This is a genomic window from Chryseobacterium hagamense, assembly GCF_007991455.1.
Taxonomy (GTDB): domain Bacteria; phylum Bacteroidota; class Bacteroidia; order Flavobacteriales; family Weeksellaceae; genus Chryseobacterium; species Chryseobacterium hagamense.
On record NZ_BJYJ01000016.1, the window covers coordinates 32,733 to 49,564 of the forward strand.

General features: G+C 42.8%; 16 protein-coding genes. 13 read left to right on the forward strand and 3 right to left on the reverse strand.

What is annotated here, in order from left to right; all coding sequences use genetic code 11:
- Positions 1-134 precede the first annotated feature (134 nt).
- Positions 135-2,201 (reverse strand): elongation factor G, encoded by a 2,067-nt coding sequence (fusA, locus tag CHA01nite_RS13890; RefSeq protein WP_146942364.1) that lies wholly within the window; start codon positions 2,199-2,201, stop codon positions 135-137.
- A gap of 453 nt (positions 2,202-2,654) precedes the next feature.
- Positions 2,655-3,593, reverse strand: coding sequence for a LamG-like jellyroll fold domain-containing protein (locus CHA01nite_RS13895; RefSeq protein ID WP_146942366.1), 939 nt, complete (start codon positions 3,591-3,593; stop codon positions 2,655-2,657).
- 349 nt (positions 3,594-3,942) lie between these two features.
- On the opposite strand from CHA01nite_RS13895, the gene CHA01nite_RS13900 reads away from it, so the two are divergent.
- The 7 genes from CHA01nite_RS13900 (at position 3,943) to CHA01nite_RS13930 (ending at position 9,967) form a co-directional block, all read left to right on the forward strand.
- Positions 3,943-4,617, forward strand: a complete 675-nt coding sequence (locus tag CHA01nite_RS13900) for an HAD family hydrolase (RefSeq protein WP_146942368.1) — start codon at positions 3,943-3,945, stop codon at positions 4,615-4,617.
- Between the two features lie 2 nt (positions 4,618-4,619).
- Positions 4,620-5,444: a phosphoribosyltransferase family protein gene (locus CHA01nite_RS13905; protein WP_146942370.1), complete on the forward strand. Its 825-nt coding sequence runs from the start codon at positions 4,620-4,622 to the stop codon at positions 5,442-5,444.
- A complete protein-coding gene (locus CHA01nite_RS13910) occupies positions 5,434-5,988 on the forward strand; it encodes a TerD family protein (protein ID WP_146942372.1) in 555 nt (184 codons plus the stop codon). The genes CHA01nite_RS13905 and CHA01nite_RS13910 overlap by 11 nt, the downstream gene beginning before the upstream one ends.
- Positions 5,989-5,994: 6 nt before the next feature.
- Positions 5,995-7,167, forward strand: a complete 1,173-nt coding sequence (locus tag CHA01nite_RS13915) for a toxic anion resistance protein (RefSeq protein WP_146942374.1) — start codon at positions 5,995-5,997, stop codon at positions 7,165-7,167.
- A 13-nt stretch (positions 7,168-7,180) separates the two neighbouring features.
- Positions 7,181-8,131: a hypothetical protein gene (locus tag CHA01nite_RS13920; RefSeq protein ID WP_146942376.1), complete on the forward strand. Its 951-nt coding sequence runs from the start codon at positions 7,181-7,183 to the stop codon at positions 8,129-8,131.
- Between the two features lie 57 nt (positions 8,132-8,188).
- Entirely contained in the window at positions 8,189-8,800 is a 612-nt protein-coding gene (locus CHA01nite_RS13925; RefSeq protein ID WP_146942378.1) for a TerD family protein, read from the forward strand.
- Between the two features lie 126 nt (positions 8,801-8,926).
- A complete protein-coding gene (locus tag CHA01nite_RS13930) occupies positions 8,927-9,967 on the forward strand; it encodes a TerC/Alx family metal homeostasis membrane protein (RefSeq protein WP_146942380.1) in 1,041 nt (346 codons plus the stop codon).
- Positions 9,968-10,499: 532 nt separating this feature from the next.
- Here the strand turns inward: CHA01nite_RS13930 and CHA01nite_RS13935 are convergent.
- Positions 10,500-11,501 (reverse strand): catalase family protein, encoded by a 1,002-nt coding sequence (locus CHA01nite_RS13935; RefSeq protein ID WP_146942382.1) that lies wholly within the window; start codon positions 11,499-11,501, stop codon positions 10,500-10,502.
- Between the two features lie 225 nt (positions 11,502-11,726).
- Between CHA01nite_RS13935 and bamJ the strand changes: the two genes are divergently transcribed.
- From bamJ to CHA01nite_RS13965, 6 genes are all read left to right on the forward strand, one after another.
- Positions 11,727-12,161, forward strand: a complete 435-nt coding sequence (bamJ, locus tag CHA01nite_RS13940; RefSeq protein ID WP_146942384.1) for a BamJ family beta-barrel-assembly machinery protein — start codon at positions 11,727-11,729, stop codon at positions 12,159-12,161.
- Between the two features lie 183 nt (positions 12,162-12,344).
- Complete coding sequence (locus CHA01nite_RS13945) at positions 12,345-13,295, forward strand: hypothetical protein (RefSeq protein WP_146942386.1); 951 nt, start codon at positions 12,345-12,347, stop codon at positions 13,293-13,295.
- A gap of 36 nt (positions 13,296-13,331) precedes the next feature.
- Positions 13,332-13,907, forward strand: coding sequence for a helix-turn-helix domain-containing protein (locus CHA01nite_RS13950; RefSeq protein ID WP_146942388.1), 576 nt, complete (start codon positions 13,332-13,334; stop codon positions 13,905-13,907).
- 87 nt (positions 13,908-13,994) lie between these two features.
- Entirely contained in the window at positions 13,995-15,461 is a 1,467-nt protein-coding gene (locus tag CHA01nite_RS13955; protein ID WP_146942391.1) for a serine hydrolase domain-containing protein, read from the forward strand.
- Between the two features lie 60 nt (positions 15,462-15,521).
- Positions 15,522-15,929, forward strand: coding sequence for an Rrf2 family transcriptional regulator (locus CHA01nite_RS13960; RefSeq protein ID WP_146942393.1), 408 nt, complete (start codon positions 15,522-15,524; stop codon positions 15,927-15,929).
- A 62-nt stretch (positions 15,930-15,991) separates the two neighbouring features.
- On the forward strand, positions 15,992-16,642 hold the full coding sequence (locus tag CHA01nite_RS13965; RefSeq protein WP_146942395.1) for an NAD(P)-dependent oxidoreductase: 651 nt from the start codon (positions 15,992-15,994) through the stop codon (positions 16,640-16,642).
- Positions 16,643-16,832 lie beyond the last annotated feature (190 nt).

Genomic DNA, 16,832 nt, shown 5'->3' on the forward strand with positions numbered 1-16,832 from the left:
CATAAAGATCTGATCGTTCCGGCTTTATGATAAAATATCTACGCAAATCCGTGGAAAAATTCACTATTCACCATTGATAATTCATCTATAAAACCCAACAAGGACTGCAAAATAAATTTTACAGCCCTCGTTGTTCAGGTAATTAAGGTATTGACCATGAAATCCGGCACCAAAGCATAGTGCGACAACTTCATGCTGATCGAAGCCCTTCCGCTGGTTAAGGTCCTCAGGTCGGAAATATATCCGAAAGTGGAAGCCAGCGGGACTTCCGCGGTGAAGATCTTCCTTCCTGATTTTTCATCAATCGAAGTGATTACTCCCCTTCGTTTATTGATGTCTGCGGCTACAACACCCGTATATTCCTCAATGCTCAGGATTTCCACCTGCATCACCGGTTCCATTAATTTCGGTCTGCACGCTCTTGCGATGGTCCTGAAACCATCTCTGGCAGCGGCTTCAAAATCCTGCGCATGGGAATCATTGCTGTGCGTCGAGCCATCCAACAGAACAATCTTCATGTTTTCCAGCGGACTGCCACCGATAGGCCCGTTTTCCATAGCTTCACGGAATCCTTTTTCCACGGATGGAATGAATTCGCCGGGGACAGCACCGCCTTTAATCTGATTGATGAATTCCAGACCGGGTTCGTTGTTTTCCCGCGGACCGATTTCAAAGGTGATGTCTGCAAACTGTCCGCTTCCGCCGTTCTGCTTGGAGAGTTTTTCCCGGTGTTTTCTGGTTTCCGTAAAAATCTCCCGGTAAGAAACCTTTGGTGTTCCCTGGTTGATCTCAATGCCGTGGTTCAGACGGATTTTTTCCAGTGTCACTTCAAGATGCAGCTCTCCGAGTCCGCTCAGCAGGGTTTCTCCGGTCTGCGGGTCTCTCTCGACGACCAGAGAAGGGTCTTCTTCCTGGATCTTCGCCAGTATAAGGCCGAACGACTTTTCATCAGCATTGGTCCTCGGCTCGATCGAAACGCGGATCACCGGAGCCGGAATCGTAATGGATTCTAGCAGGACGGCACGTCCGGAAGCAGACAGGGAATCTCCTGTTTTCGCATCTTTAATTCCGGTTAAAGCCACAATATCCCCGGCTTTCCCTTTTTCCACCGGTAAGGTCTTGTCCGACTGCATCTGCAGGATCCTTGAAATCCGGAAATTTTCACCGGTTCTCACATTCTGTACCGTATCGCCGGGCCGGATGCTTCCCGAGTAGATTCTCAGCATGGCCAGTTTCCCCATGTGCTTATCAATGACCACTTTGAAAACCAATCCGGAAAAAGTCCCGTCTTCATTTCTTTCCAGTTCAACGGCATCTCCCGTTCCGGCATCTTTTGCTTTCATAGCAGGCAGCTGGTTTGGAGCCGGAAGATAAGTAACCACGGCATCCAGTAACGGCTGAACCCCTTTGTTTTTAAAAGCCGAACCGCACAGAACGGGAACCAGAGTTCCGGACTGGCAGGTTCTTTTAATGGCATTTAAAATCATTTCTTCCGTAATTCCTGCTTCCGTTTCCATGAACGCCTCAAAGAACGTTTCATCGTATTCTGCCAGGGATTCCATTAATTTCAACCGGTATTCTTCAGCTTCAGCCTGATAATGTCCGGGAATTTCTTTTTCCGCAATGGTTTCCCCGTTTTCATCGGTCCAGTACAGGGCTTTTTGGATAATCAGATCGATCACGCCTTCAAAACGGTCTTCCGCCCCGATCGGAATCTGTAAAGCCAGGGGAACGGCATTCAGCCTGGTCCGGATTTCATTCAGTACGGCAAAGAAATCCGCTCCGGTCCGGTCCATTTTATTGATGAAACAGATTTTGGAAATGCCATGTTTTTCAGCCTGGAACCAGACATTTTCCGTTTGCGGCTGAACCCCTGAAGAAGCACAGAAAACAGCAACCACACTGTCCAGTACTCTTAGGGAACGTTCTACCTCTACGGCGAAATCAATATGCCCCGGCGTATCGATAATATTAATGTTGAAGATGCCATGGCCCTTTTTCCATTGGGTGGAGATGGCTGCGGAAGAAATCGTAATCCCGCGGTTTTTCTCCTGGATGTCTTTATCCATCGTTGTATTCCCTTCATCTACGTTTCCGATTTTATGGATCATACCGGTGTAATAAAGTAGCCGTTCGGTTAAAGTTGTTTTTCCTGCATCGACGTGTGCGATGATCCCTATATTCCGTGTGTTGTATTTCATTTTGTTTGATTTTAAATTGTTGATTTTTTCGCTGCTTTAAAACCGGTAAGACATAGGTGTTTTCTTTCCCTACCTATTAATAAGTGAGATTGAAAATATGTTTTTCCGTTAAAATTTCAGGCAGCTTCCGGTTGGGTGATTGCTGAAAAAAGGGTAGCAAAAAAGACCTATCTGAACAGACAGGCCTTCGTTATATTGTTGTTGTAAAGGTCGATCGTTATTCAGATAAATATTCAGTGCTACCAAAGTACACCGCTCTGATAGGATTGCTTAAAGTGATTATATTTATCATTTTTGTTGACATTATTGATTGTTAACCGGTTGCGAAATTAGTAAATTTTTTTAAAAATCAAAAAGAATTTTAATTTTTTTATGGTAGCGGTAATCCGGAAGGAAATGAAAAAGAAAATCCGCCCTGTTTTAAAGAGCGGATTAATGTATTGATCGCCAGAATTATTCTTTAATGAATTTTAAAGTTTTTACCCCTTCGATTTCCAGAAAATAAATTCCTTTGGAAAGGGCGGATACCTCAATTTTTTCTTTGTCCGAAACCTGTCCTTTGGATAAAAGCCTTCCGGTGGCATCGGTAATGGTATAAGCTTTTGAGCCTTTTACCGGAGCATGAAGTTCGATATAATTTTTAGCCGGATTCGGAGCAATGCTGCCTGAAACCGGTTGTGTTTTTACCTCCTTGGTAGAAAGGGTAGCGCTGTAAAGCTGGTTGATCTCCCCTGCAGAAAGGGCTCTGCTCCATATCCCTACATCGTCTATATTGGCCGCAATGTAACCTCCGCTGATGGCCCTTCCGATATAGATCGGTAAAGCAGCCTGTGTCGTACCGGTATAGGCATTGGTGTTGGTTCCTACCGATACGCCGTTTTTATAAAGCGTCATGCTCTGGTTGTTGTATACCGCAACATAATGGTCCCATTGGGAACCTGCTGCATAAGTCGGGCTGTTTACCCAGGTCCACGAAGCTCCCTGTTTGTTGGTTCCGTAAACAATTTTTGAAGTGTCGGACTGGATCAGCCAGATAAAATTGGAAGAAGCACTGGAGCCGCTCATCATCGCCACTCCGTCGGAAGTTCCTGTTCTGTTGATCCAGAAAGAAATGGAATGGGCTCCGGATTGAGAAAAAGCGAAAGACAGGGCACTGTTGGTCAGATAGCTGCTGGTCCCGTTGAATGAATAAGCGGAATTGGCATTTCCGTACCGGTCGGCGGTAAGGGTGGCACCGTTCACCGTTAAGGTATTGTTATTGCCGCTGGAATCATTGGCGTTCCCGTTAAATCCCCACCAGGCTACCAATCCTGAAGCAGGGACATAGGCCGGCGTTTGTGCGTGAGAGATTCCTGCCATAAGCGCACAGGCTAACAGATAAATTTTTTTCATAAATTATTTATTTTAACACTTCAAATATAAAAATAATAAATGATAAAAATAGAGTATTTGTGGTATTTATAATGTGATTAATTTAATTTTAATGTCTAAAAATTAGATAATAAATATTTAATGGAAATATATTTTGAATAATTATTATCTCTAAATTTATGATAAGCTCTGTCAGTTTTGTTAGATTCTCTCTTCATCGGTATCTTAAATATTCTTAAAAAAAAACAGGGTAAGAGAGAAAATTCTATCTTTGGAGAGAATTGAAACCATTCGTTAAAACTGATGATGAAAAAGCATGAGCCGACTCTCTTTTTCAGGAAAGGCTAAATGAATTTTAACTTGTAACATTTTGAAAACAGATATAGACATCCGCAGTCACTCCCATTTTTCTTTTGATCTGTGGCTTACCTTAATAAAATCTCACCCGGAATTCAAAACAAAAAGAGTGGAACTGTTCGCGTCGTTTTTCGGGGTGGACAAGCCACTGGACGAGGTATCGAAAGTCGTAAAATATTACGATGACCTGTGCAATACCATCAATGAAGTCATTGGCGGGAATGTGGATACTTTCGAGATTTATCTGCTGATTTTAAATGCGCTTGGAATAGACCTGAAGACAATCCGGAAAGATCAGCTGAACGGATTTTACCAGAAAAGCGAGGACTTGTTCCTGGAATACAGGCCTGTGGTGATTTTTGAAAACCTGCACCGGTTTTTCGATGAAATCAAAAGTCAGGGAAAGACCATTAATATCCTCAGCAATACGGGGTTTATCAAAGGCAAAACCATGAGGAAATTCCTGATCGGTGAAAATCTTGACCCCTATATCGATTTCCATGTTTATTCCGATGAGATCAACTGTTCCAAGCCGGATCCGAAGATCTTTCAGGAAGTAAAAAACCTCATCAACAATCCTGAACTGGAACTAAAACAGGTCCTCCATATCGGCGATAATCCGGTAGCCGACTATAAAGGCGCAAAAGATTTCGGCTTCAATGCACACCTTATTACCTACAAAATATAACAATGAACAGAAGATACAGCTTACACCATATTCATTCGGCCGATGAATTTACTTTTTCGCCCGGGGAATACAGTTTTTTTAAATATGGCGATACCACCTATGCTGAGAAATTTGCCAAAGACCTGTTTGAAGGATTTATTTCCGAAAATGAATCTGTTTTAAATACCGATAAAGAAATTGTGGTGCTGCCGAGCCCGTATATGGCGATTCCCACCGCTTCCAATTTCCTCTGCTTTTATTTTAAGAAGCATCTGGATTTCTATCTCTTCCGGAAAGGGAAACGGTCGAGCATCCTTTCAAAAATCAACAGGAACCATACTTATACAACGGATTATGGGAACCTGAGTTTCGAAGACCGTAAAAATTTAATCGCCAACGATACTTATTACCTGGATAAGGATTTTCTTCGGGGAAAACTTTGTATTTTTATAGATGATATTAAAATTACCGGAAGCCACGAGTTTACCGTGAACAAAATCCTGGATGAATACAAGGTGGAAGCCGATTTTTTATTCATGTACTATGCGGAGCTGAAGAATTTCGAACTGGATCCTAAAATTGAAAACTATTTCAATTATTATGCAGTGAAAAATGTTCAGCATATCACCGAAGTCATGGCAAAACCGGGCTTTCAGTTCAATACAAGGATCGTAAAATATATTTTAGGCCTGGATTCAGGTAATTTTGAGTATCTTACGTCTAAAGTAAAAAAAGAGCAGATGAACCGTCTCCTGGAGCTGGCCATCAGCAACAATTATCATTTAATAAAAGAATACGAAAACAATATAAACACTTTAACACAAACCGAACTATATTATGGCTATTAACTTACAGAAAGGACAGAGAGAAAATATAAATGCACCGAAATTCACCGTAGGTTTAGGATGGGACACCAATAATACATCAACGGGAACGGCTTTTGATCTCGATGCCTCTTTATTTTTATTGGGCGAAAACAAGAAGCTGGTTTCCGATAACCACTTTATCTTTTACAATAACCTGGAATCTCCGGATAAGGCCGTAGTCCACTCGGGAGATAACCTGACGGGAGACGGAAACGGAGATGATGAGCAGATCCGGATCGACCTTACTAAAATTGATCCTGCCGTAAAAGAAATCACCGTGGTCGTGACGATCCATGAGGCCGATTCCAGAAGACAGAACTTCGGGCAGGTAAGAAACTCATTTATCCGTATCTTCAATACCGAGACAAACGAAGAAATTTTAAAATACGAGCTGGACGAAGACTTCTCCATAGAGACCGCCGTGGAATTCGGGAGGATCTACAACAGAAACGGGGAATGGAAGTTTGAGGCCGTAGGTTCCGGACAGAGAGAGGGCCTTGAAAAATTTGTAGCAATCTATCAATAATTTACCATGGACAATCAGGAAAATCAACCTATAGATCCGCTTGGATCCATCGAGCCTTTAAAAACATTCGAACCGACGCCGATGGCACCGCCCCCAGGCATGGCAGCACCGGGTACGCCGCCGGCACCTCTTGTAGACCGTGACGGAAACGTCAATCTCACCCAGCTGAAATCCGAAGAGCGCCAGAAATATGAAACCCTGGCCGATTCTATCGACGAAACCAATCCGGGATCGATTGTCAACTTCGGATCAGAGCTTCAGAGAACGCTTTCCAACCAGAGCGACAGCTTCCTGGGAAATGTAAGAAGATCCAATTCCGGGGAAGTAGGAGAGCTCATCAATAATTTGTTGGTCGAGCTGAACTATGTGGATGTTGAAGAATTAAACCAGAATAAATTCAAAAGTTTCTTGAGCAAACTGCCATTCATGAAAAGCGTGATGACGCAGATCGAGAATTTATTTGCCAAATACGATAAGATCATCAACAATATCGATCAGATTGCCTACAAAGTAAACGCAGGAATCATTACTTCCACAAAGGATAATGCCGTTCTGCAGACCATATTTGAAAGCAATGTGAACGCCATCAAACAGATTGAGGAACTTGTGATTATCGGGAACCTGAGGATGGAAAAAGCCGGTGCCGAACTGGCTCACATGGAAGCCAACCCGCAGGAATTCCAGGATTACCAGATCGCTGACAAAAGGGATTTCATCGCAAGACTCGACCGTAGACTGGCCGACCTGAAAGTGGTTCGTCTCATCATGATGCAGTCGCTTCCGCAGATCAGGCTGGTGCAGAACAACAACGTTTCGATTGCCGAAAAGGCACAGACGATCCTTACGACCACACTGCCGCTATGGAAAAACCAGCTTTCACTGGCTGTGGCGATGTACAGGCAGAAGCAGAGCATTGAGATCCAGCAGAAAGTTTCGGCAACCACTGAAGATATCCTGAGGAAGAATGCGGAACGTTTAGGGCAGAACTCCGTGAATGTGGCAAGAGCCAACGAGCAGACCATCGTTTCGGTAGATGTTTTGAGGGAAACAACTTCAAAACTGATCAATACACTGAACGAAGTAAAACAGATCCAGAAGCAGGGTGCCGAAGGACGAAGAAAGCTGGATCAGGATCTGATGACCCTAGAGCACGAACTGAAAGCCAACGTAAGAGGATAACCGCAGCAGCAAGGTGAATGAAGATGCCGTAAATATCATGTCCCAAAGCAAGAGAAGATTAACAAAGCTTAAACTTCTCGCGAATTTTTTTGAAAATGTCGATATCATTTCCATCTACATCAAGACGGATATTATCCACAACCTTTTTCAGGAAAACAAAGGACTGGATTACAGCAGGCTGGAACTTTTTCACCTGCAGTTTACCGACAGCCTGATCGAGCTTTTAACGAAGATCAAAAGGCAGAAGGAAAATGACATGCTGGCGGTAATCAACGAAATGGAGGTCAACAGCAAATACATCTCCGGATTCGAGGAAAAACGGGCAGACGGTTTTGAGACCGACCGGAAAATGTACAGCGGTACTTTTTCCAGTCAGCTGAAAAACCTGTACACCGATCTTACGGAAGATAAATTCCGGCTGAAATGGGATCATATACTGGATTTCCATAAAAAATACGCGGCTGAGTTCTACCGACCGGATGTTGATGAAGAGCTTTTGAAATCCGGGAACTTTCCGGCCTATCAGTATCAGGAGTACCGGATCGAAAGAAAGCTGCTGGGAAGGCTGAATATCCAGAGCTTTAAAGTCCGTTTTGTCTGTGGCTATACAGTTTCCGGTAATGAGTATGAGCTTTTTAAGATCTTCCAGTCCGAAGATTATTTTATCTTCGATGTCGAAGGCCGGAAAATGTATCTGCTGGAGCCTAAAAAGCTGGAGAAACTGGATAGCTCACCCAACGAATCGAATCAGGGAACCATTGTTTATCAGCTCAGAAGAAAAAACGAGCAGCTGGAAGAAACAATGAACGAAAGAAAGAAAGTATTGCCCGAACAGGTGACCGGTGTGCTGAAAGATTACATTAAAAATCTGGAAAATACCGATATCATGAGCAGGATGTTCGACATCAATGAAGAAACGAATATTCTCCGTGCGATGCTGAATTTAAATTTAAATAACAACTAAGCGAAGATCATCGTGATGCTTTGCAAAAAAACAAATTAACAAACTAAACATAAAAAGATGGCTATCAACTTACAAAAAGGTCAGAGAATAAACCTGACCAAGGAAAACGGAACCACGCTTTCACAGGCCTGTGTGGGAATCAACTGGGGCGCAATCGAGAAAAAAGGTTTTTTCGGTGGCGTTAGCAGGGAAGCGGTGGACCTGGACGGAAGCTGTATTTTATATGATGCTAACAAAAATGCTACTGAAATCATTTATTTCGGGAACCTGAAGTCTAAGAACGGAGCCGTAAGACACAGCGGGGACGATTTAACCGGTGACGTAAACGGAAACGACGGACTGGATAATGAGGTAATCACTGTAGATTTCAGCAACCTGGACTCCAATGTAGAGCATGTGGCCCTGGTGCTGAACAGCTACAAAGGTCAGGATTTCGGGACCATTCCTTTTGCTTCCATCAGGATCTATGAAGGAACGCCAACCAACGTAAGGGAGGTTTTCGCTAAATACGATATTGCGAATGACGCTTCTTTCAAAGGGCATGTTGCCATGGTAATGGGTGTTTTCTACAAAAGGAACGGCGAGTGGAAATTCAATGCGATCGGAGATCCGACCGCCGACCGGAAACTGCAGGAAACCATAGAAACGGTAAAACAGAAATATTTATAGAAAAATAAAATCAGCGGAACAGATTAACTGAAAATTATTCTGGTCCCCTGATGGTCATATAATTTAAATGGCAATAGCTGTATGGAAACAGCTGTTGCTTTTATCATATAACAACATAGAGTAAAAGTGGGACAAAATACGAGTATATTGGATCTTCATCCCGGTCTGGTTTGGGGATTCGCGGTAACAGTGGTTATCATGTTGCTCCTCGACTTAGGGGTTTTCAATAAAAAAAGTCATGAGGTTTCTTCCAAGGAAGCCACAATCTGGTCAATTGTATGGATCTCGCTGTCCATGCTTTTCTCCGGGGTAGTCTACTGGGTGTACAACTCAGACCTGGGGCCTGGCAGCCACGAGGTGGCGGTAGAGAAATTTACCCAGTACCAGGCAGCCTACTGGATCGAGAAGGCGCTTTCGGTGGATAACCTGTTTGTTTTCATCCTGGTTTTCGGGTTCTTTAAAGTTCCGAAGTACCTGCACCACAAAGTGCTGTTCTGGGGGATTATCGGGGCATTGATCTTCAGGGCGATTTTCATTTTTGCGGGAGTCGGTTTGATTGATCTGACTTACCTGCCGGAAATGACTATTTTCGGACATCCGGTAAAAATCAACATTGTGATGGCACTATTCGGTTTCTTTCTTGTTTACGCGGGAATCAAATCCTGGGGCGGCGGAGATGATGACGAAGATGAAGACTACAGCAATACGGCAGGAGCACGGCTGATCAAAAGATTCTGGAAAGTCTCCGATAACTACGTTGGCGATAAGTTCTTCACCGTTCAGAACGGAATAAAAATGGCTACGCCGCTTTTGGTCGTGGTGGCCGTTATTGAATTCACCGATGTACTTTTCGCAGTAGATTCCATTCCGGCGATCTTTGCCATTTCCAATGATCCGTTTATCCTGTATACGTCGAATATTTTCGCGATTTTAGGTTTGCGTTCATTGTATTTCCTGTTGGCGAATTTCATTCACATGTTCAGCAAGCTGCCATACGGTCTTGCCGTGATCCTTACGTTCATTGGGGTAAAAATGCTGATTGCGCCGTGGATTCATATTCCGTCTCCGGTATCCTTGGGGATCGTAGGCGGGGTTCTGGTTATCTCGGTGATCCTGTCCCTGATCTTTCCTGATAAAAAGGAAGAAAAAGAAGAACTCGAAGATTGATTTTAATTTAATCGATAAAACAAAAAGGCTTTACCGGAGTGTAGAGCCTTTTTTTGTGCGACAGTCAATAGTGAATTGTCAATGGTCAATTCCTGCGGGTCAATTATTAATCTTAACGTGAATTCGGCTATATCAATATCATATTCAGGTATTTACTTAGTTCAAAAATAAAATCAAAGCTGATTCAGCCAGGATTATGGATAGAATTCCTCCGGGTAAAACGAGTAACAGTTCACGCTTCTGATAGGATTTTATCCTATCCTGTAATAAGCCATCCTTTCGGAATTTTAAAACAATATAAATCAGATCCTGGTTTAATGCTGTTTATTCAGGATTAAATAAGAATTCACCTTATAGAATGGCAAAATGTTTAGTTTGATTATCAAGACCTCCGGATCTATTTTTGACAGGAGAGACTTCCCGCATCCAGCTTCCCTCTTCCAGCCTGTTAACTCCGGTTCTTCTTCGAGTTCACGTTAATCTTAATTACATTTTATAATTGACCCTTCACTTGCAAAGCAAAATTCACTTCTCACTTATTGTATTTCAGAAGCTTATTGATCTTCATTCTCGTCTGCATGGAAATTTTATAGGCGTCTTCACGGAGCTTCTGTAATTTTCCGACCGGTTGGAAGAATATTTTGCTTTCAAAAGGATTGAAAGAAAGCATTTCGTTTTCGCAGGCATACGGATCAAGGAGGTTGCCCTGATCAATTTTTATTTCTCCTATTTTAATGAAAGGGGTATTTTTCCATTCCACATTCAATTGGTTGACCGGCTGATCTTTCAGGTCGTAACAAAGCTGGATCATTACATCAGCGGTAAAAGCATTCGTATTCAGATAGTTTTCCACGGCATCTTTTACTTTCAGCTTTTTTCCGAAATTTTTGGGGACGGACTGAGGTTTCAGCTTGATTTTCATCATATAATCGCCCAGACGGTATACACCCACCGAATGATAATCGAAAGAAAGGAAAAAATCATTCCGCTTTCTCCAGAGCTTAAAAATATTCTTTACAAACGAGCCGGTAAACGTTGATGGAATCACCTTGAGAATCTGCATCATTAACGAAAAGGAACTCCATTTCTTGATGAAAAACCGGTTTACCGAAGTAAACAGTTTCAGAAAGGTACTGACGGAATTGATCGGAAACAATGGGAAATTCACCAGCGGATAATTGGCCACCAATACCCCGTTTTCATCCTTGATCTTTACGGCAAATCCGTAAGCCGGAATGTCTTTTTTACCTCTGATGATTTTGGGGTGGGCATTGGAGAACCGTAAGGTAAGATCGTACTGGCTCTTATCGAAAAACGGTTGTAAATATTCGGGAAGATTACCTGCAATGATAAATTTGCCTTCTGCAACGGCATAGGTTTTAGCGTGAGCATTACGGGTTGCATAACCGACATCACTCACGGAAGACGACTGCTCTACAAAATCGGCAATGCTTTTTTTGTTGATCTCAAGGAGTTCCCGTTCCTCATCAGTCAGCTTATCAAAACGCTTATTGTATTTTAATGGACTTGGCATTTAGTTTTTAAGTCCAATTATAACGCCAACTTTCCGTAAACGTGTTAAGCCAGTATTAAACATATCTGAACTTTACGGGTTTGAAATGTATGGATTGATAATCAGAAGGTTGAAATATCGGAAAATTCAATTTGAAAATATGCTTATTGTTGATGATGCCGGAACTTCCCGTTTCCGGTTTCCATGATCCCGGGTTAAAATCCTATCTTTGTAAAAAATTTAATTATGGGCGTAGCAGATATGTTATTCAAACGTAAAAAAGAGCAGGCAGAAAAAAACCTGAAAGACGGTCAGGAATATATGGCTGAATATGGTAAGAGGGAAAGTGTGGTTGAATTGCCAAGCGGATTGCAGTATGAGATTATTACCGAAGGCGACGGACCGAAACCGGGACCGAGATCTACGGTAAAATGCCATTACCACGGAACCACCATTACTGGGAAAGTATTCGACAGTTCCGTAAAGAGAGGGACGCCGGCTTCATTTCCTTTGAATAAAGTCATCAAAGGATGGACGGAAGCCCTTCAGCTGATGCCGGCAGGCAGTAAGTGGAGACTGATTATTCCACCGCATCTTGCCTACGGAGACCAGCAGATCAGTAAGGAAATCGGTCCGAATTCCACCCTTGTTTTTGAAGTGGAATTACTCGATATTAAATAGGCCATCCTTAAAAATAGCTTAAAAATTTACCCGGATTCCGGGTAAATTTTTTTATTTATGTATCTTAGTCAATGGCTTTACCAGAAGAATTTAATGTAAGCATAAACACAGGATCTGTTGTTCAGGAATTGGAATATGTATTTCGGAACAGATGCGCTTTCCATTGAGTTAAAGAAGTACAAAATGAAAAAACTGTTTTACTTTTTGCCGTTGCTCTGCCTGCTGGCATCCTGCGTTTCAAAGAAAAACCAGGCCATCAAGCAGAATATCCTGACCCTCAGGGACAGCTACTGCAAAGCACCATTCAAATACAATTACGACAATAAATTACCCTCTTATAATTCGGACTCCATCATTGCGGCCAATAAGGAGCTGAAAGGGATTTTCTCCGACCAGAGCATTCTGATCCTCAATGCACTGGATAACCTGGACGAAGTGCATGAAATCATAGATCTTAAAAAAGACTCTTCCTTACAGGCACAGGTAAAAGTATTGCAGCTGAAAACCCGGATCAACAGCAAAATAACGATTGCCCTGACCGAGCTGGACGCTGTAGCTGCTGAATTCGACTGTGAGGGGGAGCGGGTGGCACAGATCGGAAACTATGTGGATAACCTGAACGATTCCAGGAACAACAGGCTCATTCTTTACTCTATTGTAACGGGAGCGGCTGCATCAATAGCCGGAGGAATAGTAAGGAATGACGTATGGAGCAGTGCGATCGACATCGGCGGGGGAGGCCTGGGAGCGGGCTTCGGGCTCGCGACTCTTAATCCTAAAGGCCGGAAGGTGGAATTTATCCATCAAAGAAACCTGCTGAGAGACATCTGGAGAGAAAAGCTGGAATCCCCGAACTTCCCGCCATTTATATGGTATATGTATACCGAGAAGAGGTTTTCAAACAGGGAAAAGCAATCCATTATTTCCAGTATGAAAGAACGCTGGCTGCATTACCAGTTTGATGATGATAAACAAAAAGCGGATCAGTCGGTGATTTTCAGCGACGGCGGTTTTTACCGGTCGCAGGATCTCCATAACCGTGCGGCGATGCTCAACCAGATGCAGTCGGCTACACGAACCATCAACCAGAATATCAATTATCTGCTGCTGGATCTGGACCAATTGATTTTATAATCCTGAAACCGTAAATTTGTGCCAGTTTGATAGTTTATGTCGGAATTAAAAAAAATAAGGGAGCTGAAGAATCTTACCCAGGAAGAGCTGGCTGAAAAATCAGGGCTTTCGGTAAGGACCATTCAACGGATCGAAGCCGGTGTGCAGCCAAAAGGATATACTTTGAAATCACTTGCTTTGAGTCTGGATATTCCTGAAACCGATCTGCGGATTCCTGAAATTCAAATCCGGAAAGAGGCTGAAGTTGAAGAACCTCCCGGAACACCGGAAAAGGAAAAACCCGTTAATTTCACATTGGTGAAGCTCATCAATCTTTCTTCAATTCCTTTTGCGTGGTTTCCGGTGGCCAATGTGCTTCCGCCTTTATTGATCATGCTGTTTACAAAAGAGAAATCCCGGATCGTCAAACAGATCATTTCCCTCCAGATCTTTTTAGCCATTATTTTTCCCGTTATTTTTATGATAGCTGCACTTTTCAAACCGGGACATTCTGTTGTTTTAGCCGTTATGGTTCTGTTGGTCCTGATGAATATGTACATCATATTGCGGAATGCTTATGAAATAGACCGGAAAAAGAAGCTTTTCTATCGGCTGAATTTCAGTATTTTATAAGTTTGTCGTAAAATTGTCGGGTTTTTGTCGGGTTCTGTTTTTTGAAAGGGATTTCATAATTCCGAATCTTTGTCAAAAATTTAGACAATGGCAAAAAGATTCTTTCCGTACATCATGTTCTTCTTATTTTTCTCCGCGAATACAGAGGCTCAGACCGATAAAAATTCAGACTTGTTTTTAGAATTGAAAAAGCAGGACAGCGTGTTTTTTGAAAGGGGCTTCAACAGCTGCGATATGGCATACCTTGAAAAGTCGGTGGATAACGATCTGAAATTTTATCATGATAAAGGCGGCTTTCAGGATAAGAAACTGTTTCTGAAAAGAACCCTGGAAAACATCTGTTCCGATCCTCTTAAAAAACCGGTCCGCAAAGTGGTTCCGGGCAGCCTTGAAGTTTTTCCTCTGTACAGCGATGGGAACCTGTACGGTGCAATACAGACCGGCGAACATCAGTTTTACATCCGCGAACCCCATAAGGAAGACGTTTTGGGCGGCAGGGCAAAATTTACAACAGTCTGGACCAGGAAAGACGGGAACTGGGTGATGAGCGATGTGCTGAGTTATGATCATGGAGGTCCCGGCCATACGGCAATAACAGATCCTCTTGAACAGCTGCTGAAAGACCATAATATTTCTGCATTAGGATTAGGGGTTATTAAAGACGGAAAACTAACACAGGTAAAAGTGTATGGCAACCGGGGCGGAAAAACAACAGCACCTTACAACAGTATTTTTAATGTAGCTTCCCTTACCAAACCGGTCACTGCGCTCACGGTTTTACGTCTCGTAAGCCTGGGAAAATGGAATCTCGACGAACCGATTGATAAATACTGGACCGATCCCGATATTGCAAAAGATCCAAGACATAAAAAACTGACGACCCGGATCATTCTCAGCCACCAGACGGGTTTTCCGAACTGGAGATGGCAGAAACCGGATCACCGGCTACGTTTCGAATTTGATCCAGGATCGAAATATCAATATTCCGGCGAAGGCTATGAATATCTGCGTAAAGCCATGGAAAGTAAATTCCATAAAAGCCTGGAAGAATTGGCGAAAGAGATGGTTTTCGAGCCTGTGGGCATGCACGATACAAGCTATATCTGGAATGGAAAAAAAGATGCCGAAAGAATCGTTACCGGTTATGACAGGGAAGGTAAGCCTTATGACATTGTGAAAAACAATACGCCAAGTGCTGCGGATGACCTGATGACCTCCGTAGAGGATTACAGCCGTTTCCTGATCGCTGTAATGGATAACAAGCTGCTTTCCAAAGAAGTATTTGAAGAAATGAAAACCGCGCAGGTAGAAACCAAAAAGAATAAATATTTCGGGCTTGGTTTTGAGATTTATGAACTGGGAGACGGCGAAATCGCCCTTTCACACGGTGGCACGGATAAAGGTGTAAATACGATTGCCGTATTATTACCGAAAACCAAAAATGGAATAGTAATTTTCACGAATGTTGATGACGGATACAGAATTTATGAGCCCCTGATTAACCAGTACCTGGGTGAAGCGGGAAAAAAAATAGTAAGAATAGAAACTGAATAATTAAAATGTAATAAAATTTGTTACATTAAAATATTTGTTTACCTTTGTCCTGTAATTATCATGAACAATACAAGATTTGCCACGGCGATACATATCATGACCCTATTGGCGGAAAGTCCGCAGGATTGGCTTACCTCCGAATGGATGGCAGGAAGCATCAACATCAATCCTGCAGTAGTCCGTAAAGAATTGAGCGTGTTGAGAGAAGCAGGGTTAATTGTCAGCCGGCAGGGGAAAGAAGGAGGAAGCCGGCTGGCCCGGAATGCAGAGGAAATCTGCATTTCCGAAATTTATCTGGCAGTAAAAAATACGGAGGTCCTGGGTAAAAAAAATAATCATCCGAATCCGGCATGTCCGGTAGGAAAAGAGATCAACGATCATTTAAAAACCTTGTTTTCTGAAACCGATCAGCTGGTGCTGGACTTTTTGGGCAATAAATCCCTTAAAGATTTCTATGATCAGTTCTGATAAAATTTTTTAGCCATAAATGTAACAAGTATTATTACAATTTAATTTAAATAAAAGTTATTATGAAAAAAGTAGCCGTTATCGGAGCCACAGGATTTGTGGGGACGCCATTAGTGAAGGAATTAACCGACCGGGGTTATGAAGTTGAAGCGATCGTAAGGGATGCTTCAAAAGTTAAGCAGAACGAAAAAGTAACTGCCAAAAGCGTGGATGTAAATAAGGTGGACGAACTGGCGGAAGCCTTAAAAGGAAATGACGCAGTAATCAATGCCTTCAATGCAGGATGGACCAACCCGAATTTATATGATGATTTCCTGAATGGTTCGTTGAATATTGAAAAAGCAGTAGAAAAGTCCGGTGTTAAACGATTCATTACCGTCGGTGGGGCGGGAAGCCTGTATATCGATGGGAATCAGCTGGTGGACGGTCCCGATTTTCCTGCCGACATCAAACCGGGAGCCACTGCTGCGAGGGACTATTTAAATAAAATCAAAGAAAACACAACCCTGGACTGGACGTTCTTCAGCCCGGCTATTGAAATGCATCAGGGAACAGCCGGCGTGAGAACCGGAAAATACAGAACGGCGCTGGAAAACCCGGTATTCGATGAAAACGGCAGGAGTGTTCTTTCCGTAGAAGATGTCGCAGTGGTTCTGGCCGATGAACTTGAGCAGAACAACCACATCCGCGAGCGCTTTACCGCAGCATATTAATTTAATTCAACTCAGTAAAAGGATTTTAGCACTGCCCAAGCAGTATTTCCAATAAAAAAAGGATGCTTTTCGGGCATCCTTTTTCCTTTTTATATTTTTGCCATAAGCCATAAGCCATAAGCCATAAGCCATAAGCCATAAGCCATAAGCCATAAGCCATAAGCCATAAGCCATAAGCCATAAGCCATAA

Excerpts from the sequence above, each read along its gene's own strand:
- CHA01nite_RS13965 (WP_146942395.1), top strand. The coding sequence starts at position 15,992 with ATGAAAAAAGTAGCCGTTATCGGAGCCACAGGATTTGTGGGGACGCCA.
- CHA01nite_RS13945 (WP_146942386.1), top strand. The coding sequence starts at position 12,345 with ATGAAAAAACTGTTTTACTTTTTGCCGTTGCTCTGCCTGCTGGCATCC.
- CHA01nite_RS13925 (WP_146942378.1), top strand. The coding sequence starts at position 8,189 with ATGGCTATCAACTTACAAAAAGGTCAGAGAATAAACCTGACCAAGGAA.
- CHA01nite_RS13935 (WP_146942382.1), bottom strand. The coding sequence starts at position 11,501 with ATGCCAAGTCCATTAAAATACAATAAGCGTTTTGATAAGCTGACTGAT.
- CHA01nite_RS13895 (WP_146942366.1), bottom strand. The coding sequence starts at position 3,593 with ATGAAAAAAATTTATCTGTTAGCCTGTGCGCTTATGGCAGGAATCTCT.
- CHA01nite_RS13915 (WP_146942374.1), top strand. The coding sequence starts at position 5,995 with ATGGACAATCAGGAAAATCAACCTATAGATCCGCTTGGATCCATCGAG.
- fusA (WP_146942364.1), bottom strand. The coding sequence starts at position 2,201 with ATGAAATACAACACACGGAATATAGGGATCATCGCACACGTCGATGCA.
- CHA01nite_RS13955 (WP_146942391.1), top strand. The coding sequence starts at position 13,995 with ATGGCAAAAAGATTCTTTCCGTACATCATGTTCTTCTTATTTTTCTCC.
- CHA01nite_RS13960 (WP_146942393.1), top strand. The coding sequence starts at position 15,522 with ATGAACAATACAAGATTTGCCACGGCGATACATATCATGACCCTATTG.
- CHA01nite_RS13905 (WP_146942370.1), top strand. The coding sequence starts at position 4,620 with ATGAACAGAAGATACAGCTTACACCATATTCATTCGGCCGATGAATTT.
- CHA01nite_RS13910 (WP_146942372.1), top strand. The coding sequence starts at position 5,434 with ATGGCTATTAACTTACAGAAAGGACAGAGAGAAAATATAAATGCACCG.
- CHA01nite_RS13950 (WP_146942388.1), top strand. The coding sequence starts at position 13,332 with ATGTCGGAATTAAAAAAAATAAGGGAGCTGAAGAATCTTACCCAGGAA.
- bamJ (WP_146942384.1), top strand. The coding sequence starts at position 11,727 with ATGGGCGTAGCAGATATGTTATTCAAACGTAAAAAAGAGCAGGCAGAA.